At 37.4% G+C, this 22,287-nt stretch carries 20 protein-coding genes; 14 read left to right on the top strand and 6 right to left on the bottom strand.

All coding sequences use genetic code 11. The features are described 5' to 3' along the window. Positions 1-87: 87 nt before the first annotated feature. The 5 genes from BKP35_RS14030 (at position 88) to BKP35_RS14010 (ending at position 8,772) form a co-directional block, all read left to right on the top strand. The gene (locus BKP35_RS14030) at positions 88-1,644 is read left to right on the top strand and encodes an acyl-CoA carboxylase subunit beta (RefSeq protein WP_071313986.1); all 1,557 of its coding nucleotides are present in this window, start codon (positions 88-90) and stop codon (positions 1,642-1,644) included. 182 nt (positions 1,645-1,826) lie between these two features. Further along, positions 1,827-3,926: a methylmalonyl-CoA mutase family protein gene (locus tag BKP35_RS14025; RefSeq protein ID WP_071313985.1), complete on the top strand. Its 2,100-nt coding sequence runs from the start codon at positions 1,827-1,829 to the stop codon at positions 3,924-3,926. Beyond that, on the top strand, positions 3,919-6,069 hold the full coding sequence (scpA, locus tag BKP35_RS14020; RefSeq protein ID WP_084031669.1) for a methylmalonyl-CoA mutase: 2,151 nt from the start codon (positions 3,919-3,921) through the stop codon (positions 6,067-6,069). The genes BKP35_RS14025 and scpA overlap by 8 nt, the downstream gene beginning before the upstream one ends. Positions 6,070-6,338: 269 nt before the next feature. Further along, complete coding sequence (gene meaB / locus BKP35_RS14015) at positions 6,339-7,355, top strand: methylmalonyl Co-A mutase-associated GTPase MeaB (RefSeq protein WP_245741972.1); 1,017 nt, start codon at positions 6,339-6,341, stop codon at positions 7,353-7,355. Positions 7,356-7,863: 508 nt separating this feature from the next. Continuing rightward, positions 7,864-8,772: a phosphatase PAP2 family protein gene (locus tag BKP35_RS14010; protein ID WP_071313984.1), complete on the top strand. Its 909-nt coding sequence runs from the start codon at positions 7,864-7,866 to the stop codon at positions 8,770-8,772. Positions 8,773-8,960: 188 nt separating this feature from the next. On the opposite strand, the gene BKP35_RS19660 is transcribed toward BKP35_RS14010, so the two are convergent. From BKP35_RS19660 to BKP35_RS14005, 3 genes are read right to left on the bottom strand one after another with little or no spacing between them, the layout of a single operon-like run. After that, positions 8,961-9,125 carry a hypothetical protein gene (locus BKP35_RS19660; protein ID WP_169819233.1) on the bottom strand — a complete coding sequence of 55 codons (165 nt, stop codon included), beginning with the start codon at positions 9,123-9,125 and terminating at the stop codon, positions 8,961-8,963. A 2-nt stretch (positions 9,126-9,127) separates the two neighbouring features. Next, positions 9,128-9,244 (bottom strand): cytochrome c biogenesis protein CcdA, encoded by a 117-nt coding sequence (locus BKP35_RS19000; protein WP_084031667.1) that lies wholly within the window; start codon positions 9,242-9,244, stop codon positions 9,128-9,130. Continuing rightward, entirely contained in the window at positions 9,244-9,765 is a 522-nt protein-coding gene (locus BKP35_RS14005; protein WP_071313983.1) for a TlpA family protein disulfide reductase, read from the bottom strand. The genes BKP35_RS19000 and BKP35_RS14005 overlap by 1 nt, the downstream gene beginning before the upstream one ends. Positions 9,766-10,023: 258 nt before the next feature. Between BKP35_RS14005 and BKP35_RS19655 the strand changes: the two genes are divergently transcribed. From BKP35_RS19655 to BKP35_RS13995, 3 genes are all read left to right on the top strand, one after another. After that, positions 10,024-10,200 (top strand): hypothetical protein, encoded by a 177-nt coding sequence (locus BKP35_RS19655; protein ID WP_169819232.1) that lies wholly within the window; start codon positions 10,024-10,026, stop codon positions 10,198-10,200. A 148-nt stretch (positions 10,201-10,348) separates the two neighbouring features. Beyond that, complete coding sequence (locus tag BKP35_RS14000; protein WP_071313982.1) at positions 10,349-11,227, top strand: methyl-accepting chemotaxis protein; 879 nt, start codon at positions 10,349-10,351, stop codon at positions 11,225-11,227. A 159-nt stretch (positions 11,228-11,386) separates the two neighbouring features. Beyond that, a complete protein-coding gene (locus tag BKP35_RS13995; protein WP_071313981.1) occupies positions 11,387-12,643 on the top strand; it encodes a M48 family metallopeptidase in 1,257 nt (418 codons plus the stop codon). Between the two features lie 162 nt (positions 12,644-12,805). Here BKP35_RS13995 and BKP35_RS13990 read toward each other — a convergent pair whose 3' ends face one another. After that, positions 12,806-14,575, bottom strand: coding sequence for a B12-binding domain-containing radical SAM protein (locus BKP35_RS13990; protein WP_071313980.1), 1,770 nt, complete (start codon positions 14,573-14,575; stop codon positions 12,806-12,808). A gap of 338 nt (positions 14,576-14,913) precedes the next feature. On the opposite strand from BKP35_RS13990, the gene BKP35_RS13985 reads away from it, so the two are divergent. After that, complete coding sequence (locus tag BKP35_RS13985) at positions 14,914-15,117, top strand: hypothetical protein (RefSeq protein WP_071313979.1); 204 nt, start codon at positions 14,914-14,916, stop codon at positions 15,115-15,117. Beyond that, entirely contained in the window at positions 15,098-15,412 is a 315-nt protein-coding gene (locus tag BKP35_RS13980) for a YbjQ family protein (protein WP_071313978.1), read from the top strand. The genes BKP35_RS13985 and BKP35_RS13980 overlap by 20 nt, the downstream gene beginning before the upstream one ends. 74 nt (positions 15,413-15,486) lie before the next feature. Here the strand turns inward: BKP35_RS13980 and BKP35_RS13975 are convergent, their stop codons facing one another. Then, a complete protein-coding gene (locus tag BKP35_RS13975; protein ID WP_071313977.1) occupies positions 15,487-16,041 on the bottom strand; it encodes a GNAT family N-acetyltransferase in 555 nt (184 codons plus the stop codon). A 235-nt stretch (positions 16,042-16,276) separates the two neighbouring features. Here BKP35_RS13975 and BKP35_RS13970 point away from each other — a divergent pair, with 235 nt between their 5' ends. From BKP35_RS13970 to BKP35_RS13955, 4 genes are all read left to right on the top strand, one after another. Further along, positions 16,277-17,335, top strand: coding sequence for an ABC transporter substrate-binding protein (locus tag BKP35_RS13970; RefSeq protein ID WP_071313976.1), 1,059 nt, complete (start codon positions 16,277-16,279; stop codon positions 17,333-17,335). Positions 17,336-17,524: 189 nt separating this feature from the next. After that, positions 17,525-18,502, top strand: coding sequence for an ABC transporter permease (locus BKP35_RS13965; protein ID WP_071313975.1), 978 nt, complete (start codon positions 17,525-17,527; stop codon positions 18,500-18,502). Positions 18,503-18,518: 16 nt separating this feature from the next. Next, positions 18,519-19,313, top strand: a complete 795-nt coding sequence (locus BKP35_RS13960) for an ABC transporter ATP-binding protein (protein ID WP_071313974.1) — start codon at positions 18,519-18,521, stop codon at positions 19,311-19,313. Between the two features lie 602 nt (positions 19,314-19,915). After that, on the top strand, positions 19,916-20,536 hold the full coding sequence (locus BKP35_RS13955) for a polyadenylate binding domain-containing protein (protein ID WP_071313973.1): 621 nt from the start codon (positions 19,916-19,918) through the stop codon (positions 20,534-20,536). Between the two features lie 401 nt (positions 20,537-20,937). On the opposite strand, the gene BKP35_RS13950 is transcribed toward BKP35_RS13955, so the two are convergent. Next, the gene (locus BKP35_RS13950; protein WP_071313972.1) at positions 20,938-22,107 is read right to left on the bottom strand and encodes a KamA family radical SAM protein; all 1,170 of its coding nucleotides are present in this window, start codon (positions 22,105-22,107) and stop codon (positions 20,938-20,940) included. Positions 22,108-22,287: the final 180 nt, after the last annotated feature.

Raw genomic sequence — 22,287 nt, 5'->3', positions numbered from 1 at the left:
TAAAATGCGTTAATGCTTGAAGCGTTGGAAATTTCGAGTTTTAGATAACATTTTCCACTTACACTGGAAAAGGAGGGTGAAGCAGCTATGGATATGTTTGACAAAATAGAAGAAATGGAAGAACGTCGTTGGAAAGTTAAAAATGGCGGCGGAGATGATCGAATAGATGCACAACATAGACGTGGTAAAAAAACAGCAAGAGAGAGAATCGACCTTTTAGTAGACGAAGGAACGTTTGTAGAAATTAATCCTTTTATCGAAAATAGGGGTCTTGCTATAGCATCAGGGAGTACAGAAGCACCGGGGGAAGGTGTTGTAACTGGTTACGGAAAGATAGATGGTAGATTAATATTTTTATTCGCTCAAGACTTTACCGTTTTCGGTGGTGCGCTTGGGGAAATGCATGCAACGAAAATTGCAAAAATTATGGACTTTGCCGCTGAAAATGGGGCACCAATTATCGGCTTGAACGACTCAGGTGGTGCACGAATTCAAGAAGGTGTTCTTTCTTTAGACGGATACGGTCACATCTTTTATCGAAATTCGATTTATTCAGGTGTCATCCCACAAATTTCTGTCATTATGGGTCCATGTGCTGGTGGTGCCGTTTATTCACCAGCAATTACAGATTTCGTTTTCATGGTAGAGAAAACGAGTCAAATGTTTATAACTGGACCTAAAGTCATAAAAAGTGTAACTGGAGCTGACATAGCCACAGAAGATTTAGGTGGTGCAAGTGTTCATTCTACAAAAAGTGGGAATGCTCATTTCACGGCGCCTACGGAAGAAGAAGTTTTAGAACAAGTTCGAGAATTAATTCGATTTCTTCCACAAAACAATACCGAAAAAGCACCTGCAAAAGTAGCAGAAAATAATCAGTCGCGTGAAGAAAGAATTGATGAACTAATAGATTTGGTTCCCATTGACGGAACGAAAGTTTATGATGTTCGAAAAGTGATCTTAGCTATTATTGATGATAACAACTTCATGGAAGTTCAACCATCGTTTGCTAAAAATATCGTTGTTGGCTTTGCCCGTATAAACGGAGAAACAGTCGGTATTGTTGCCAACCAACCTAAATTTATGGCTGGTGGATTAGATATTGACTCATCTGATAAATGTTCAAGGTTTATTCGTTTCTGTGATTGCTTCAATATTCCGCTCATTACTTTTGAAGACGTTAGTGGGTTTATTCCGGGGGTTAACCAGGAACACGGTGGAATCATTCGTCATGGAGCAAAGATTTTATATGCTTACTCAGAAGCGACAGTTCCAAAAATAACGGTGATTTTAAGAAAAGGCTACGGTGGAGCTTATGTTGCTTTAAATAGTAAAGCGATTGGCGCTGACCAAGTATTTGCATGGCCGAATGCAGAAGTAGCTGTTATGGGACCGGAAGGAGCAGCAAATATTATTTTTGCAAAAGAAATAGCAGAGAGCGATAATCCAGAACAAACGAGGCAAGCAAAAATTCAAGAGTACCGTGAAAAGTTTGCTAACCCTTATATCGCATCATCGAACGGGATGATTGATGACGTTATTGATCCAAGAGACACGAGAAAGTGTTTAATTAACGCTTTAGAAATGTTAACAAACAAGAAAAAGAAATTACCGAAGAAAAAACACGGAAATATTCCTTTATAAAAGACTTAAATTAAAGATGAGGGTGGGACAAAAGTGTCTGACACCACGCGGATCCTACTAAATATAGATGTACAGATTTATGAAATGTCTATATTCGGTGCCTAGCGGTGTCTGACACTTTGTTCTGTTCCACCCTCATGTTCTCTTAATACTGTACTTTAAATCAAGGTAGGTGACTAAAGATGTGTGCAAAACAAAATAATGAAAATGTTTTTCGAGATATTTGTGATTTTCCAATCCCCACTTATGATGAATGGAAGCAAGCGGTAGAGAAATCGTTAAAAGGCGCGCCTTTTTCAAAGTTGATCACGAAAACGTATGAAGAGATCATTTTGCAACCAATGTATCAACAAAAGGATATCGAAAACCTTGCTTTTACTGAAACAGTACCAGGACAGTTTCCCTTTGTGCGAGGCACCGATTCTGTAGGTGGAGAAAACGGTTGGTTAGTCGCTCAAGAGGTGAATCATCCGTTACCCAAATCTGTAAATGATTGTTTAAAAGCAGAACTTGAAAAAGGTGTTAATGCAATCCATTTAGTTTTAGATGAACAAACGAAAAAAGGTTTAAATATTTCGGTCGAAGAGGGAACGTCGGCTAACGGTGTATCTATAACATCTATAGCAGATGTCAATATGGTTTTAGATGAGATCGATGTGAGTAACTTACCATTTGTCGTTCAAACTGGTGTGAGTGCTGTACCGATGGTTGGCTTGATTAGCTCTTATTTAAAAAATAATCAAATCCCATTAACAAAGTTAAAAGGCTGTATCGGTGCAGACCCAATAGCGATGTTAATAAAACATGGGGAGACAGAGGCTTCTATTGACTCTTATTTAGACCAAATGTCTGAGTTGATTAAATGGTCAGCTGAAAATAGCCCTAAACTACAAACGATTTATATTGATGGTTCTCCTTACCACGATGGTGGTGGAAGTGCTGTTCAAGAATTAGCATATATGCTGTCTAGCGGAGTGTACTATATCCGTGAGTTACAAAGACGAGGTTTGTCTGTCGATGAAGTTGCTCCTTCGATACGTTTTTCAATGTCAATCGGCTCAAATCTCTTTATGGAACTAGCTAAAATTCGAGCGACGAGAATGTTATGGGCTAACGTTATTGATGCATTTGGCGGTAATGCACAATCTCAAAAAATAACGTTACATGCACGTACATCTCGTTGGACAAAAACCGTATATGACCCATATGTAAATATTTTAAGGAGTACTGTGGAAGCGTTTACTGCAGCGGTTGGTGGAGTCGATAGTTTACACGTTAGTGCGTTTGATGAAGCTTATACGGTACCAAACCACTTTTCAAGACGAATTGCGCGAAACATTCATTTAATTATTAATGAGGAAGCGCAAGTGACTAGAGCGTGGGATCCAGCTGGGGGGTCTTGGTATATCGAGCACATTACTGCTGAAATCGCCAGGAAGGCTTGGGAGCAATTCCAAAGCATAGAAGAGAAGGGTGGAATGTATGAAGCTGTCAATCAAGGAATTCCACAGCAGCTCGTTAACGAAGTTTCACTAAAGAAAAAGCAAGATATTGAAAAACGTAAACTCGTATTTGTGGGTGCAACGATGTATCCTAATAGCGCTGAACAAGCAAATGTTAATGAAGATTACAGTTTAAAAGAGCAGTTACAACAACGTCTTAAAACGACGAAAGAAAACCTAGATGTTAATGTATCCATAGAACTAGATAACGTGATGCAAGATGTCATTCAAGCAGCTTCGCAAGGGAAAACGATCGAACAACTAAGTCGAGCGTTAGGCAAAGGATGTAGTGAAACCGTTGAAAAAATAGAAACGTACCGTGCAACCGAAGCATTTGAAGTGTTGCGTCAATATTCCGAACAGAAAAAAGAAGCAGGTGAACCGATCAACGTATTTTTGACAAGCATCGGTAAACTTGCTGAGCATAAACCTCGTACAGATTTTATTTCCAATTTCTTTGAAACGGGTGGTTTTGAAGTACTTAAAAATGATGGGTACGAAAATTTCGATGAAGCGATTACTGCAACAGCAGATACATCTTCGAATACGGCTGTTATTTGTGGCAAAAATGAAAGCTATGAAAAATATGCAGTACAAATTGTCGAAGAGGTCAAAAAGAGACGACCAGACATGAAAATATTTGTTGCTGGTAAGCAAGCGAGTGAACTTGAGGAAAAATTACAAGTAGCAGGAGTAGATGGCTTTATTCATGTAGGTACGAATTGTTATCAAGTGCTACGTGATCTTCAAGGTGAAAAGGAGGCGATGGTTAATGAGTAATCCAAATTTCACAAAAATACCATATGATCGTTTAAAAACAGAAAATAATGATCAAAATCAGCCATCTTTTACTGAAGAAGATTTGTTTCGTACGCTTGAACAAATTCAAGTAAAGCCTTTGTATACAAAAAAGGACATTGAAGGAATGGAGCATCTTGATTATGTTTCAGGTGTCCCTCCATTTTTACGTGGACCGTACCCAGCAATGTATAAAACTCGTCCGTGGACGGTTAGACAATACGCAGGGTTCTCAACGGCTGAGGAAAGTAATGCTTTTTATCGTCGTAATTTAGCAGCAGGTCAAAAAGGTCTCTCAATAGCTTTTGATTTGGCTACTCATCGTGGCTATGATTCTGATCATCCACGGGTTGTTGGTGATGTAGGTAAGGCCGGAGTTGCTGTTGATTCGATTTTAGATATGAAAATATTATTTGATGGTATTCCGTTAGATAAAATGAGTGTTTCGATGACAATGAATGGCGCAGTTTTACCTGTGTTGGCCTTTTATATTGTGGCTGCCGAAGAGCAAGGTGTGAAACAAGAACAACTAACGGGAACGATTCAAAATGATATATTAAAAGAATATATGGTTCGAAATACGTACATTTACCCGCCAAAACCTTCGATGAAGGCGATTGCTGACATTTTTGAATATACATCGAAACATATGCCGAAGTTTAATAGTATAAGTATTTCGGGCTATCATATGCAAGAGGCCGGAGCTACAGCTGACATTGAGCTCGCTTATACGTTGGCCGATGGGCTAGAGTATGTACGGACAGGAATCGAAGCAGGGCTAGAGGTAGATGCCTTTGCTCCAAGACTATCATTTTTCTGGGCAATCGGTATGAACTATTTTATGGAAGTTGCTAAAATGCGTGCAGCTAGATTACTTTGGGCAAGGCTTATTAAGCCATTTAACCCTAAAAATGAAAAATCGCTGGCACTAAGAACACACTCACAAACATCTGGGTGGAGTTTAACAGCGCAAGATCCATATAATAATGTCGCAAGAACTTGTATAGAAGCCCTAGCAGCATCACTCGGTCATACCCAGTCACTGCATACGAATGCTTTAGATGAAGCGATCGCCTTACCAACGGATTTCTCGGCAAGGATTGCTCGTAACACACAGTTGTTTTTACAAGATGAAACAGGTATTTGTAATGTCTTAGACCCGTGGGGCGGTTCCTATTATGTTGAGTCGTTAACAAAACAGTTAGCTGAAAAAGCTTGGGCCCATATTGAAGAAGTAGAGAAGTTAGGTGGCATGGCCAAAGCGATTGAAACAGGTCTACCAAAAATGCGAATTGAGGAAGCGGCCGCAAGACGTCAAGCGCATATCGACTCTAATAAAGAGACGATTGTTGGTGTCAATAAATATCGTCTAGAACAAGAAGATCCGATTGAAATTTTAAATATTGATAACACAGCTGTTAGAGAGGCGCAAATTAAAAGATTAGAGCAATTAAGAAGTAATCGTGATGAAAAAGCAGTAACTAAAGCGCTAGAAGCGATCACTACAGCTGCAGAAACTGGTGAAGGTAATTTATTAGAACTTGCAATTGAAGCAGCGCGAGCACGTGCGAGTTTAGGAGAAATTTCTGATGCATATGAAAAAGTCGTCGGTAGACATAAAGCAGTGATCCGTTCGATTAGTGGGGTTTATCGAGCTGAGTTTGCTGAAAGTGAAGAAATTGATCTAGTCAGAAAACAGGCGGATGAATTTGCCGAAAACGAAGGTAGACGTCCACGGATTATGATTGCGAAACTCGGCCAAGACGGTCACGACCGTGGTGCTAAAGTTATTGGAACAGCATTTGCAGACATAGGGTTTGACGTTGATATCGGGCCGTTGTTCCAAACCCCAGAAGAAGCAGCCCAACAAGCTGTCGAAAACGATGTCCATGTGATTGGTATGAGTTCTTTAGCTGCAGGTCATAAAACATTACTTCCTGAAGTGGTCAAGGAATTACGTAAACTAGGAAGAGAAGATATTTTAGTCATTATCGGTGGGGTCATCCCTCCACAAGATTATGATTATTTATATGAACAAGGAGCAGCAGCTATTTTCGGACCTGGGACCGTTATCCCAGTTGCTGCCCAAAAAGTATTAGAAAAAATAAACGAAAAACTTCTTTGATGATGTTGGTTAGTTGGTTTGTCGTTAGTTGGCTAGGACCCTCGCTCGAATTTTTACGTTAGATGGTGACCGCAGGCATACCGCCATGAGGGTTTTGTATGAAAATATAATGACGGTCGACTTTTCCGAACAAGCCTCTAAAGCCGGAACGGATTTACAGCGCAGTGAGGGAAATCGACCGGATTTTTTCATGTTAGATGGTGGCGATTAATCGTCCTGCGGGTTTTGTATGAAAATCGACCGTCATTTTGAAAATGGAGGAGATTAACATGAATAACGATATAGAACAAACTCCTCGTAGAAAAAAGCAGTTACAGGTTGGAGATTATGTCAATGGAGTTTTAGAAAATAACCGAACGATGCTTGCACGAACAATTACTTTAGTGGAAAGTAATGCTGAAAAACATTTTCAGTTAGGACAAAATGTCATTAGTGAACTTTTACCTCATACCGGGAAATCAATACGGATAGGTATTACTGGTGTCCCAGGGGCAGGAAAAAGTACATTAATTGAAGCTTTAGGCACACACTTGTGTGATCGTGGTCATAAAGTGGCCGTTCTAGCCGTCGACCCTAGTAGTCAAGTGTCTAAAGGGAGTATTCTTGGAGATAAAACAAGAATGGAACAATTAACAAAAAATAAAAATGCCTTCGTTCGTCCGACACCTTCTGGAGGAACTCTAGGTGGGGTGGCTCGAAAAAGTCGAGAAACGATGCTCGTTTGTGAGGCGGCCGGTTATGACGTCATTATCGTCGAAACTGTAGGCGTTGGGCAAAGTGAAACGACGGTTCGTTCGATGGTGGACTTTTTCCTCGTTGTTATGATTACAGGGGCCGGTGATGAGCTTCAAGGAATGAAAAAGGGAGTATTAGAAATTGCTGATGCCATTTTTATTAATAAAGCTGATGGCGATAATAAAATAAAGGCACTTGCAGCGAAAGAAGAATATAATCAAATTTTGCACTATTTACCACCAGCAACAAAAGGCTGGGAAACGAAAGCTCATACTTGTTCGGCCTTGGAAAAGGAAGGGATAGATACGATGTGGGATGTAGTAAATAATTATATCTCTCATACAAAACAGAAAAATATATTCTATGAACGTCGCAAAGAGCAACTGTTCCTATGGCTAAATGAAACATTACAATCCCAATTATTAAATCGCTTTTACGACCACCCAACAATAAAAAGTAGTTTACCCACATATAAGGCAGAAATTGAAGCAGGAACAACGACAGTAACTTTAGCTGCGCAAAAGTTACTAGAGGATTATGATACTAGTTAAATATTAAAATATAAAAGGCAAGAGAATTTATTTTCTCTTAGCCTTTTTATAATGATTTCAGAAATTATTGTTATAAAAAATATACCTTATATATGTGTAAAAAAGTGTGTAAGAGAACAATTTAGGTGCGGTTGTTAAAGATATCCATTATAATTGAGTGGTAAGTTGGTAAGGACCCTCGTACGACTTTTCATGTTAGATGGTGACTGTGTGGCGACAGGAGAGTTTTATATGAAAAAAGAATGCTCGGTCGCTTTTCTTGAGTGAGCCTCTAAAATTCGTCAGAAGGTGCTCCTGCGGTTACTCGTCGCAAAGCAGCACGAAGTCTTCGCTAAGATGCTTGACATGATGTGATTGAGGTCAGTAGCTTTACAGCGAAGCGAAAGAAAGGCGACCGATATTTTATATTTTAGATAGTGACGGAATAGTCATGCGGGTTTTGTATGTGATTACATCAGAGTTTCTACTAATTTATCGGACAAATAAATTAAATTAATGGAGGAAGATAATGAGTCAATTAGAAATTTTACAATGGTTTACACAACTACAACATCCTTTTTTAGATCAATTTGCAAGGGTGTTTACGTTTTTAGGGAATGAAGAGTTTTATTTTATAATTTTACCATTAATTTATTGGTGTATATCAAAACCGATAGGCTTTCGTCTTTTTTACATTTTCATATTTTCAATATATATTAATTCTTTCTTGAAAATTTATTTCGCAGTCACTAGACCGATCGGTGCTGAAGGGGTTAATTCTTTATTTATTAGCTCTGCAGCTGATGCAGGGAGTCATTACCCACATGATTCGTTTCCTAGTGGACATGCACAAGGGTCGGCAACGCTTTGGGGGTATTTAGCTTACATATTTCGAACGTCAGTTTTTATTGCGCTAGCATGTTCGTTAATCTTCTTTATATCTATATCTAGACTTTACACCGGACTACATTGGCCAACAGACATCATTGCAGGGGTTGCTTTAGGTATTGGGATTATTATTATCGCAATTTATGTCAAGAATTTTTTATCGAAGATTAATGTTGGTCTACAACTCATTTTAGCTGTTATCGTTCCTATAATTCTCGTATTTTTGTTCCCAGAAGAAGAGGGTTTTAAATTTGCAGGATTACTTTTAGGAGCAGGAGTTGGATACATATTAGAAAGTAAATTCGTGAAAATGGAAATCAGTGCTAGCTTTATTCGAAAAGGTATTGCTTTTATGATTGGCTTAGTTGGAATGTTTGCAATCCAGGAAGGTTTTAAGTTCGTTTTTCCAGATATGTTTATTTTTGATTTTATTCGCTATGCATTAATTGGTCTTTGGGGATTATTTTTAGCACCTTATATTTTTGTCCTGTTTAAAATTTACGATAAAGAAGAAAAAGGATATTTTCCAACGTTCACTAATAGAATGTAATAATTAAAGATTGTTCAAAAGCAACAATGTTTAAGGAAAAAAGTTTGAAAAGGGGCGGTCCCAAAAGTAAGTGGCAAACACCGTTAGGCACCAAATATAGACGGATACATACATTTATACGTCTATATTTAGTAAGTTCTGCATGGTGTCAGACCTTATGGGGCAGCCCCTTTTTACTATGAATTTTGCTATATTGTTGGTGTTATATAAGCCATGTTGCCAGTAATTAAGAGTAATCCTAAAATAATTAAAAGAACACCACTAACGATTGAGATTGTACGTACATGTCTTTTTAAAACGTTAATAAATTGAAAGCCAAGTGTACTTAATATTCCGATTAGTAAAAAGAGCAATCCTAAAATTCAGTAACAGATAGCCCGGTGATCACAGCTAAATAACTAGGAATTAACGGTAAAATACATGCAGATGTAAATGATAATATCCCTGCAGTAAAGGCGAGAAGGTAATCCATTATGCTTCCCCTTCATTGTTAAACTTCTTATAAGCATCATCGTAACGTTGCTCTAGCTCCTCAGCATCTAAAATAATATAAGGATAAGCACCAAGATTATTCCCAGCTTCATCAAAGAATACGTAAGTCGGTGAGACGTTTGCCCCGTAATAGTTAGCAATACTTCGATCTAAATCAAGTCCATATAAATGAGTAGCTTTATATTCATTTTCAAACTTATCTTGAATTTCTCCACGGCGACCGTGGAAAACAATCGTAATTACTTCAATCTCATCTTGCTCGGCAGCAAACTGTTGAATAAACGGCATCGAAAAGCTACAACATTCGCACGGAACAGCTACGAATTGTAAAATCGTTTTCTTTTCACCGATATAATTGTCTAATAAAATTGGTTCTTCATCATTAAAGCGTTCCACAGTTATAATATCTGGGTTTTCATCTACTGCCCAAAAACCATAGACCGTATAAGCCATACCACTCAAAATAAATAAAATAAATGCAATTGATAGTTTATTTGCCATTTTGATTTCCTCCAATAAATTATTAACATACAAAATGTTTATGACGATATACCGGCACCATCTAATATGGAAAAGGCGGATAATTTCCTTCTCTTCACTGTGATCTTCTAACGAATTTCAGAGGCTCGTTCACGAAATCATCCGCCTTTTTTCATACAAAATGTTTACTAAATCAATGTTTTGATAAGTGCTGTTATAAGTGTTATTTTCTTTCTATGAGTTCATAATACAATCATACTAAAATGAGGTGAGGTTATCTTGAATAAGTTTAACTTATTTGTGACATTTTTTACAGTGTTAATGTTAATAATAGGGTGTTCTAGTAATCAGCAGCTTTTGGAAAATTTGAATGTAACCTTTGAAAATGAAGGGGCGACGATGCCGACAGAATTTCATAAAAAGCCTTCACATTTATTGTGGAGGCTTTTCTTATAAAACAGTGATTTTTGTTATAGAAATCACATTATATTCTGATAAAATTAGTACATATGTGATGACCATATAACCTTACACTCTGATTGGTTTGTATAGCCAACTTTATTAAGGGAGGACTGTTAGTGTCATCAAAGAGGGGGAGAATGGGATGAAAAGTTTATTGTCTGATGAATTTGCTCAACATATATGTCAAATAGTAAGTGAAGAGACTGGTTATCGATTAATATTTGTAAACCAAGAAGGAACCATATTTGCAGCATATGATAAAGAACGAATTGGAGATTTTCATTCGGTAGGTAAAAAAGTGATAGACGGAATCATTGAGGAGGGTGTAGTCACTCAAGAGGAGCATGAGAGGCTAAAAGAACAAATGGGTGATGAAGCGCCACGTGCAGGGATAAACTTACCTGTAATCTATAAGGGGCAGCGCTTAGCCAACTTAGGAGTTGGGGGTGATCCCGAAGCAATAAGGCCAATACTAGGATTAACGAGAAGAACGATTACACTTTATTTAGAAAATAAGGAAATGCTAGATCACTTAACAAATACGATTGAATCTATCAACGGACACTTGCAGTCAATGCTCGAAAAAACAGAAGAAGTAACGACAGGATCTAAAGAAGTAGAACGTTCTACATTTAAAACTCAAAATACGACAGAAGCTTCAATTGAAAAAGTGAAAAAAATGGAAGAAGTATTAAAAATAATTAAACAGGTGAGTAGTCAAAGCAAAATATTAGGCTTAAATGCTGGTATCGAGGCGGCCCGCGCTGGACAAGCAGGCCTGGGCTTTGCTGTAGTTGCAAAAGAAATTCGTAAACTAGCAAGTGAAAGTGAAGATTCAGTTGCGGGTGTAAGTGTAATTTTAGAGGAAATTCAAGAAATATTCCAAACAATTCAAGAGCAAGTTGAAACAAATACAGCTATTATTGAGGAGCAGACAAGCTCTATGGTAGAGATGGAACATTTAATTGGTGTTGTTGAAAAAGCGATGACAAATTTAGTAGCAGAAACGAAAAAAACATAGTCGCTAGAATTGAGAGGGGACCAAAACAAGTGTGTCAGACACTTTTTGGCCCCCTCTTTGGATTTTAGTTCTATTTCTCTTCACTACATCTAAACTAATAAAGGAGGACTTTGTCCAGTTATCTTTAATAGTTTTGAACGAAAATTGGAGGGAAAGACAATGAAAAAAGTATTTTTCGGTGTTGTAATTATCTATGCTCTATATGCTGTAGCAATTTCAACGTATTTGTTTACGGTAGATACACCTTTACCTGAGCATTATATTGGTACAGAAGCAGATCCGCAAACTTTCATGGATGAAGAGCAATTAATGTTATCTCAAGAGTTTTCAAAATGGCGAAATGTGCTTTATTTTGTTCATACACCTTTTGAATGGATGATCTATTTATTTGTTCTTTGTTTTGGTCTTTCACGAATATTTGCCCGATGGTCAGAGGCAAAGTTGAAGTTTCGCTTTTTGCAAACCGCGATATATGTTATTTTACTATCTAGTTTTAGTTGGCTAGTTAGTTTTCCTATCAAATATTTTTCGTATTCTATTAGTAAAGACTTTGGGATATCGATTCAACCTTTTCATAACTGGATGAGGGACCAATTAGTCTCGTTTTGGGTAGGCGCCATTATTTTAACTATCATTGCTTATGTGATCATGCTATTAATTTCAAAGAGTCCTAAAAAATGGTGGTTTTATACGTGGCTACTGTCGATTCCTTTTACTTTGTTTTTAATGTTTATTCAACCAGTGGTTGTTGATCCGCTATATCATGATTTTTATCCAATAAAAGATAAGGAATTAGAAACAGAGATATTACAGTTAGCAAATAAAGCCGATATCCCAGCTGATCGAGTATACGAAGTTACGATGTCAGATAAAACAAACTCATTAAATGCATACGTGACTGGGATTGGTAGCAATTTGAGGATTGTGTTGTGGGATACGACATTAGAAAAACTGACAAAAGATGAAGTGCTATTTGTCATGGCACATGAAATGGGGCACTATGACTTAAAACATCTTCAGCTTTTATTACTCGGTTCGATTGTAGCCTCTTTTGTTGCTTTATATATAACTAGTAAATTGTATAGTGTGACGATTAATAATCTCGGTAAATATCTCAATATAAAAAAGGCTGACTTAGCAGCCTTACCAATTATATTGTTGATTTTTTCACTATTAAGCTTTGTATCAAGTCCTTTTTCAAATGCTATTTCAAGAGCTTACGAGTATCAGTCCGATCGTTACGCGATTGATTTAACAGAAGATGCAGATGCTGCTGTCTCAACTTTTCATAAGCTGTCGGTGGAAGGGTTAGCGGATGTAAATCCACCAACCATCGTAAAAATTTTACGATATACGCACCCACCAATGGTTGATCGAATTACGCACATCAGGCAATATAGTGAAAAATTAGAGTAATAAAGGTATTGTTTGCATAAAAGTGTCCATTCCAGAAAGACAAATTAACGATTTGTCCATTTGTGGTGTCAGACACCAGCGAAAGTTCACTTTCACCCAACAGCCCTGTAATAAAGTTGCTAAGAAATACTCAATCAAAGAAAGTAAACTTTCCCGTAGCAACTAATTTACAGGGGAGACACCACAAATGGACATTTCACTTAGTACGAACGGTTCGCAAAGCTGCTGTTTCGTATTAAAGTAGGCGATTAGTAGCGAAGGTTCAAGTATGACTTCCTCTGTTCGTAAATAGTGATCTAAGTTAAAAGGAATGACTTCAATCATCGTATGTTTATGCAGATCTTTTACTGAAAGCTGCATTTCGGCAAATGCTGTTGATACAAGCTCACTATTTTCGGATACAAACTCAAGGAATTTAGATTGTGATTGTTTTGTAAGTGTGAATTCCCACCACGTTTTACGAGGCTTATGTTTATGATTTAAAAAGAAGTCATAAATCATTAACCCTTTAATAATTTCCATATCTTTAGTAGAACGACTTTGCAAAAATTGCTCAAGCCGTAAAAATAAATCTTCGAGCTGATGACCAATTTTTGACCAGCCTTGCCCGTCCCAAAAATCTCCGAATTGTTGGAAGAAGTCGAACGCTGTTTCGAACTCATTTTTAATCAAAAATTCAATCGTCGTATCCATGCGGTGAGCGTTCCAATACTTTTCTAATATATCTTCAACACGCTTAATTCGAATAATCTCTGAAAAAGATAGCACATTATTTCCTAAAATTTCGTACGGTGATTGGTCCATATAAATGTATCCATATTGTTCCGCTTGATTTCGTAATCCTGTGCCACGCAACATTTTTAAGAAACCTAATTGTAGTTCTTCAGGTCGCATTGCAAATACATCATTGAATGTTTTTCTAAAGGAATCGTAATTTTCCTCAGGAAGACCAGCAATTAAGTCGAGGTGTTGATCGATTTTTCCACCATCTTTAACCATCGTTACCGTCCTTGATAGCTTTTCAAAGTTTTGCTTGCGCTTTACTAATTCATTCGTTGCGTCATTTGTTGACTGAATCCCAATTTCAAACCGGAAGATTCCTGGAGGGGCGTGAGTGTTTAGAAACTCTAACACCTCAGGGCGCATAATGTCTGCTGTAATTTCAAATTGAAACACACAACCTTGATGATTATCAATTAAAAACTGGAAAATTTCTAAGGCATAGTCACGTTTAATGTTAAATGTACGGTCGATAAACTTAATTAATTTAGCTCCGTTATTTATTAGGTAAAGCAAATCTTCTTTAACACGCTCGATGTCAAAATAACGAACCCCTACCTCGATTGAAGATAAGCAAAACTGACAACTAAACGGACAACCACGGCTTGTTTCAAAATAAACGATACGTTTGTTTAAATCGGCTTTATCTTCTTGAAATCGATAAGCTGTAGGGATCGTATCCAGCTTCATATTCGGTCTTGGAGGGTTGACGATGATTTCGCCGTCTTTACGGTAGCTCATGCCAAACACGAGGTGATATTTTTGTGCTCCTGTAATTTCATCTAATAAATGTTTAAACGTTTCTTCGCCCTCATTTGAAACGATAAAATCTACCTCTGGCACTCGTTCCATCCAATACGGAACATCAAAAGAAACTTCAGGTCCACCTAAAATGATTTTTAAAGATGGTTTTACTTTTTTGAGCATCTTGACGATTTCAATCGTTTTTTCGATATTCCAAATGTAACAACTAAAGCCGATCACATCAGGATTTTCACCGTAAAGGTCTGTAACGATATTTAAAATAGGGTCTTTAATTGTATACTCTTTAATTTCTGTGTCGTATTCAGAAGCTGTATAAGTTTTTAATAGGCGCAGTGAAAGTGCAGTGTGAATAAATTTTGCGTTTAACGTAGTTAGTACTATTTTCAAAGGAAATCCCTCAATTCATCTTTAATTGACACTATCGTATTTTATCATAAATCACTTTTTTAGTTTAATGAATTTCATCATTCAATATTATCGCCATTAAGTATCTATATATTATAGTTACGTTAAGTCGCTCGTAACTGAATATAGTTTGATATGGCTCACTTTAAGTAATTATGAATTTGACTCAGTTGTTATTATTGAACTATTTATAATTAGAGGTAAAAGTATCATTAACCATTAATCATCTTAACCGTAATTGGGATTGATTAACAAAAAAACTGTAATTAATGAGTGATTCGTACTATAATAATGGTGGATAAAAAAAGGAGACCATTTCAATGCTTAATTTAAAATCAATTACTTTAGTCGTAACCGTCCTATTGCAAATTGTCGCGATTATTTATTTTTTTATCGATTTCGTCACTGCCGTTTATTTATTCGCTTTTCACATTTTAGGTTGGATTATCGTTTTTGTATTATTAATCATGGAAAGAATAAAAGAAAAAAGAGAGGAAGATGATGATGATTATAGCAACTACTGATGCAGTTCCAGGAAAAAAAGTTGTATCCCACAAAGGATTTGTTAAAGGAAGTACAATTCAAGCAAAACATATTGGAAGTGATATTTTAGCTGGATTAAAAAATATTGTAGGTGGAGAAATCAAAGAATACTCCGATATGATGGATAAAGCAAGAAAAACAGCGATTGCTAGAATGGTGAAAGAAGCTGAAGGAATGGGGGCTAATGCGATTGTAGGCGTTCGTTTGCAAACTTCAGGTGTTATGAATAGTGCTTCTGAAATTGTAGCATACGGTACAGCTGTTATTGTTGAATAAAATTAATTGAAAGCAGAAAAGGGCAGGGGTTATTCCAAAACAAAGTGTCAGACACTTATGGAACAGCCCCCGCCCTAGAATAAGAACTTCCCCATTAAAATAATGTCATCATACTCTCCAGCTGATTTCTTCACTTGCTTTATTTGACGGCCTTCTTCAATAAACCCGAATTTTTTATATAAGGATATAGCGTTTGTATTTGAAGCGAGCACTTCTAAACAAAGCTTTTCGAGTGTAGGTTGAAAGTAAGCCCATTTGATTAACGATGTTAGCAAAGCTTTACCAATCCCCATTCCCCTCCAACGTTTGTCAACAATCATACCAATCGTTCCGTGGTGTGAGTATTTTTTTAACGTCCCACATTGAAAAGTGAGCATTCCGATAATACAGTGGTTAATTTCAGCAACGAGGATACAGTTTAATGGAATATTATTGTACAAATGAATAAATTTTTTTTGTTCATCAGTGGTTATATTAAATTCTTCGGAAGTTGCAATTAATGTTTTACTTTCATTAATAACATCGTAGCTTAATGTCATAATCTGGGTAGCATCTTTATCGGTAGCACTACGGATGAGAACACGCTGTCCGTTTTTGATCATCGTTTCAAAAGGAATAATTACGCTCATTTTCGTCACTCTTTTCATAAGTTCTATGACAATATATGAACGAATTGATCATCATGCTACAAAATTATTTTCCTATAATCATTTTTTAGTTGGCAATTTTCTGTTCACAAGAAATTCAATACCAAAACGCTAAAACGCTTTAAAGTGCAAAACTTTTTATTTACACAGCAATGACAATGTACTATGATAATACATAAATATTAGAATTTTTAAAATATTGTAGGGGGATTAAACGATGAGAAAGCGATTATTTATTAGTTTAGTAGCATTTTTATTTAGTTTATTTGTTTTAACTGCATGTGGTAGTCAAGATGCTTCACAAGATAATAACGAAGAGGAAAACTCGACACAAGCTAGTGATAGTGACCAAACTGAGGCTGCAAGCCCAGAAGAAGAGCAGTTTAAAATAGGTGCTTCACAAATTGTTGAACACCCGTCTCTTGATGCGGCTTTTGAGGGATTTAAAAAAGCTCTTGCTGATAATGGTTTTGTCGAAGGTGAAAATGTTTCTTATGATTTTCAAAGTGCACAAGGGGACATGAATAATGCGGCGTCGATCGCTCAAAAATTTGTTGCTGATGGGGTCGATCTAATTTTTACTAATTCAACACCTAGTTCGCAATCAGCATTAAATGCAACGAGAGATATTCCGATTATTTTTACGTCTGTTACAGATCCAGTTGGTGCTGACCTTGTTCCCGAAATGAATGAACCAACTGGTGGAAATATTACAGGAGTAAGTGATTTTCTAGCTGAGGCGGTCGATGAAACGGTTGAGTTTATAGCAACATATTTTGAAGGAGCAAAAATTGGTCTAATATACAACTCTGGAGAGCAAAATTCGATTGCTCAAATTGAAACGGTTGAGACAGCAGCTAAAAAAATTGGATTAGAAGTTGCAAAGCGAACAGTTTCGACGTCAGCTGAGGTTCAACAATCAGCTCAATCATTAGTCGGTGACGTTGATGTAATATACATTATTACTGATAATACCGTTGTTTCGGCATTAGAAACGGTTGTTGCAGTATCAAATGATTATGATATTCCATTAATCGTTGGTGAGCCAGATTCGTTAAATAGAGGTGGCTTTGCAACGTTTGGAATTGATTATTTTACGATCGGCTACCGTTCTGGTGAAATGGCAGCAGAAGTTTTAAAAGGTGAAAAAGCAATTGGAGATATCCCAGCGGAATCGCCACCAGAAATGCAACTTTTTATTAATAAAAGTGCAGCTGAGGCTCAAGGGGTTGAATGGAATTCTGAGTGGGATGAAAAGGCACAGTTTGTAGAATAAGTAGGCGCCTTGCGCTTTTCTTGAAAGATAAGAAATTTTTTAAACTTTGGCAGTTGTCTAGCTCTGACGCCTACGAGCTCGGTCACTTCAGTCCATTTCGGAAGCCAAAAAGCGGCTTCTGTCAAAGGGCTTCCAGTGCCTTTCGCTCGTGACCAAGGCGCCTGCGCTTTTCTTGAAAGGAGAGAGGTAATGTTTATATCTATATTTGGTTCAATTGAGGCAGGGATTTTCTACGCTATTATGGCGCTAGGTGTTTACCTCTCCTTCCGTGTTTTAGATTTTCCTGATTTAACTGTAGATGGAAGTTTTGTCACTGGTGCTGCGATCGCCGCTATGTTAATTGTTAGTGGCTATAACCCTTTAATTGCTACCGTTATTGCAATACTAGCTGGATTTTTAGCAGGATGCATCACAGGACTATTGCACACGAAAGGAAAAATAAATCCCTTATTATCTGGTATTTTAATGATGATTGCACTGTATTCAATAAATTTACGAATCATGGGACGCTCGAATATTCCGTTATTGAGCCAAGAAACAATAATGACGAAAATATCTCAGCTTTCCGAAAGAATTGGTTTTGATCAAGTTATGTCTTCGTTATTTACTTCTTTAGGGTTTACACATCTTCCAAGAACTTTTGGGATTGTTATTTTTGCTGCAGTTGTAACCCTTCTAATTAAATTTCTTGCAGACTATTTATTAAAAACTGAAGTTGGCTTAGCTTTACGAGCAACCGGAGATAACAAAAAAATGATTCGTAGTTTCTCTGCGAATACAGACAATTTAACGATCTTTGGCTTAGGGATTTCAAATGCTTTTGTAGCTTTATCTGGGGCGTTGATCGCACAATATGGTGGCTTTGCTGATATCGGTATGGGGATTGGGATGATTATCATCGGTCTTGCATCGGTTATTATTGGAGAGGCACTTTTTGGTACAAAGACGATTGCGATAACAACACTCGCTGTCATTGGTGGAGCTATCATTTATCGTATCGTTGTAACGTTAGCATTAAGGGTAGAGTTTTTAGAAACCGGTGACTTAAAACTAATTACTGCAGTTATCGTTATCACAGCACTTGTTGCTCCAAAAATTATTGATAATTTTAAGGAAAAGCAGCGACGTAAAAGAAAACGCACTGAACAGATGAAAGTAGCAGGATAAGAAAGGAGGGAATGATATGTTAACGCTAAAAGATGTCAGTATAACATTTAATGAGGGCACGTTAGATGAGAAAAAAGCGTTACAACGAACAAACTTAATGCTAAATAGTGGTGATTTTTTAACTGTTATCGGTAGTAACGGCGCTGGAAAATCAACGTTAATGAATATTACATCCGGTTCGCTTTTACCGGATGTTGGGAATGTTTATATTGAAAATAAAGATGTAACTTTTATCCCCGAATATAAACGTTCACACTATATAGGGCGTGTGTTTCAAGATCCGATGGCAGGTACAGCTCCTAACATGACGATAGAGGAAAATTTAGCGATTGCATACAGTAGAAATAAAAGAAGAACTTTACGTTTCGGAGTTAATAAAAAACGAAAACAAATGTTTAAAGAGTATTTAGAAACATTGCATTTAGGGTTAGAAAACAGGCTAACTGCAAAAGTAGGCTTATTATCAGGTGGAGAAAGGCAAGCTCTCTCTTTATTGATGGCTACTTTCACAGAACCAAATATTTTACTTCTTGATGAGCATACAGCAGCACTTGATCCTTCAAGGGCTGAGATGATAACGAATTTAACTGGCGATATCGTAAAGAAGTATGAATTAACTACCATAATGGTGACTCATAATATGCAGCAAGCATTAGATTTAGGAAATCGCTTAATCATGATGGATAAAGGACAAATTATTTTAGATGTTGCTGGAAAAGAAAAGAACCAGTTAACGATTGAAAAGTTATTAAATGAATTCCAACGTATTAGAGGAACAGATATGGTAAACGATCGCGCTTTATTAGGATAAAGTGTGATCGTTTCTTTTTATATGAAAAGAAAATGACGGTCGACTTTTCCGAACAAGCCTCTAAAGCCGGAACGGATTTACAGCGCAGTGAGGGAAATCGACCGGATTTTTTCATGTTAGATGGTGACGATTAATCGTCATGCGGTTTTTGTTTGAAAATGTCCGGCCAATTTCCAGAGTGAGCCTCTAAAACTCGATAGAGGGTGCTCCTGCGGTTACTCGTCGCAAAGCTGCATGATAAATCTCTAAGAAGCATTCCATGATGTGATTGAGGTCAGTAGCTTTACAGCGAAGCGAGAGAATTCGCCCGCATTTCCAATCTTAGATGATGACGTTAAAACGGCATGATGGTTTTTTTTTAGGTTTATGCCTAAATTGGTTATTCACATAATATTTTTCTAGATTATTATCACAAGACATCCCCCTAATTCATAAAATTGATATTGTCTAAATAAATGAATTTCATAATCATTAAACCCACTAGGATGCTACATCTAGTTAAGTTAATTGTTTGCAATTAGTCTAGAGGGTGTGGCGAATTTATTGGAATTATGGAATTCACTCGAGTACCTAGCTTTAAAAAAAGGAAGGGGTAAAAACTAATGTCTTGCGGATGTAACAAAACTCATCAAATGCCTTTTGGAAAGGCGCAACAAATGATGCCATACCATACAGGAATGCCACTACCAAACGTGATGCCACATCATCCAGGAATGGCTGCGCCACAAATGGCACCACATCACCCAGGAATGGCTGCGCCACAAATGGCACCACATCACCCAGGAATGGCAGGGCCACAAATGGCACCACATCACCCAGGAATGGCTGCGCCACAAATGGCACCACATCATCCAGGAATGACAGGGCCACAAATGGCACCACATCACCTAGGAATGCCGGCACCACAAATGGCACCACATCACCCAGGAATGACAGGGCCACAAATGGCACCACATCACCCAGGAATGACAGGGCCACAAATGGCACCACATCACCCAGGAACGACAGGGCCACAAATGGCACCACATCACCCAGGAATGACAGGGCCACATATGACATCAGATCATGCAGGCGTACCAGGACCACAAATGGCACCACACCATACAGGAATGCCAACTTCCGAAATGATGCCAGATCACATGGGTCCTATGCATATGGATGATTTTGATGACGATTTAGAAGAACTTCAAATGAATTGGCATGATTTTAATTCGAATATGTAGGAGTATGAAAAAATGGATCTGACAGTTTTGTCAGATCCATCAGACTGTTGACAAACGTTTTCAATCAGTGCGGATTATAAAAAAAAATTTTGTTTTAAAGAAATGCGCTTTCGCTTTTTTGTCTAGCTCCAGCGCCTAGCTTCTCGATCGTTTCGGTCCATCAAGATTTGCCTACTCATGAGGAGAATCGAAGAGGAGGCAAAACGTTGTTGTCCCTCCAACGCTTGTCGAAGCTTACCAAGGCGCTTTCGCTTTTCTTTGTCTAGCTCCAGCCCCTAGCTTCTCGAGCGTTTCGGTCCATCAAGATTTGCCTATTCACGAGGAAGAAACGAAGAGGAGGCAAAACGTTGCTGGCCCTCCAACGCTTGTCGAAGCTTACCGAGGCGCTTCCGCTTTTCTTATTATTTTGTTCCTACTAATTCTTTTTCAGCAATAAATTCATTAGCTGAGATGATATCTTCACTTTTCTTTTTAGGTGCATTCCAGTATTTCTCGTTTCCAGGAAGATCGTCAAACCAAGCAGCATTTTCTGGGCAGTCTAATACCATAAACTTTCCGTACACATTGTCTCTAGATTGGTGATATTTCAAGTAAGCCTTTCCGTCTTCAACTGCTAAAATTTCAATTTTTCCTGAAGTGTGACTCATTGATAGCCTTACACGCTTACCAAGTCCAGATGTGCGTGCTTTTGCTTGTTCTACAATATCGTAAGCTTCTTTAAGTGTTAATACGAAGTCGTTGTTACCTGCAACAGGACGGTTTATAAAGAAGTAATAAGGTGTTACACCTGCCCATGATAGTTTGTCTAATAGTTCACCTAAAACAACAGGGTCATCATTAATTCCTTTTAAAACTGGCGTTTGGTTTACAACAATAGCACCTGCATCATGAAGTGCTTGGAAACCTCTTTTTGCTTCTTTAGTAATTTCTGTTGGATGGTTAATGTGAGCCATCACATATATACGCTTTTCTGGTGTTGAATACTCCCGAATAAGTTGTAGTAACTCTTCATCTTCGTAAATGCGCATTGGATTAAAAACAGGCATTTTAGAACCTAAACGAATAATTTTTACATGGTCAATCGCACGAAGTCTTTCGATAATTTGGCGTAATTTTTTGGTTGCTAAAATTAAAGAGTCTCCACCTGTAAGAAGTACATTGTTAATTTGTGGATTTTGGGCAATGTATTCGATGCCTGGGTTCACATCATTCATAGCTTCTTTAATATCGTTTCGGAATAAGCGTTTTCTGAAGCAATAACGACAATAAGCGCCACACACTTCTGACACCATTAATAATGCTGTAGTGCCATATTTGTGTTGACAGCCTGGTACTACGTAGTTTGTCGCTTCATCGGAAGCATCCCAGCGCCCATATTCAGATAATTCTCCTTCATTAGGTATAACTAATTTACGAATGGGATCGTTCGGATCATTCCAATCAATGAGATTTAAATAATAATCATTCACGCGAAAAACATACTTCTCAGTAATCTTTTTTAACTTTACTTTTTCTTCTTCAGAAATCCCCTCAATTTTATCAATGTTCGTTACGTATTTTGGCATCGCCATTCTACCATCTCCTCTATTAAAATTTCATTCAGCATTTTGAGTATATCAAAAAAAGCTGAATTTGGTCAAAAATGAAGGAAATCATTAAAAAAACATAACTTTTGAAGTGTAAGCTTCATAATAGTCCTATTTTCGTGGTTTTTTAGTTTCATAAATGTATATAAAGTGAAATCTATCTTT

Origin of the sequence: Anaerobacillus arseniciselenatis, assembly GCF_001865995.1 — a bacterium.
Classification (GTDB): domain Bacteria; phylum Bacillota; class Bacilli; order Bacillales; family Anaerobacillaceae; genus Anaerobacillus; species Anaerobacillus arseniciselenatis.
The sequence above is the reverse complement of the archived record's forward strand: the minus strand, read 5'-3'. Positions and strand labels throughout refer to the sequence as shown.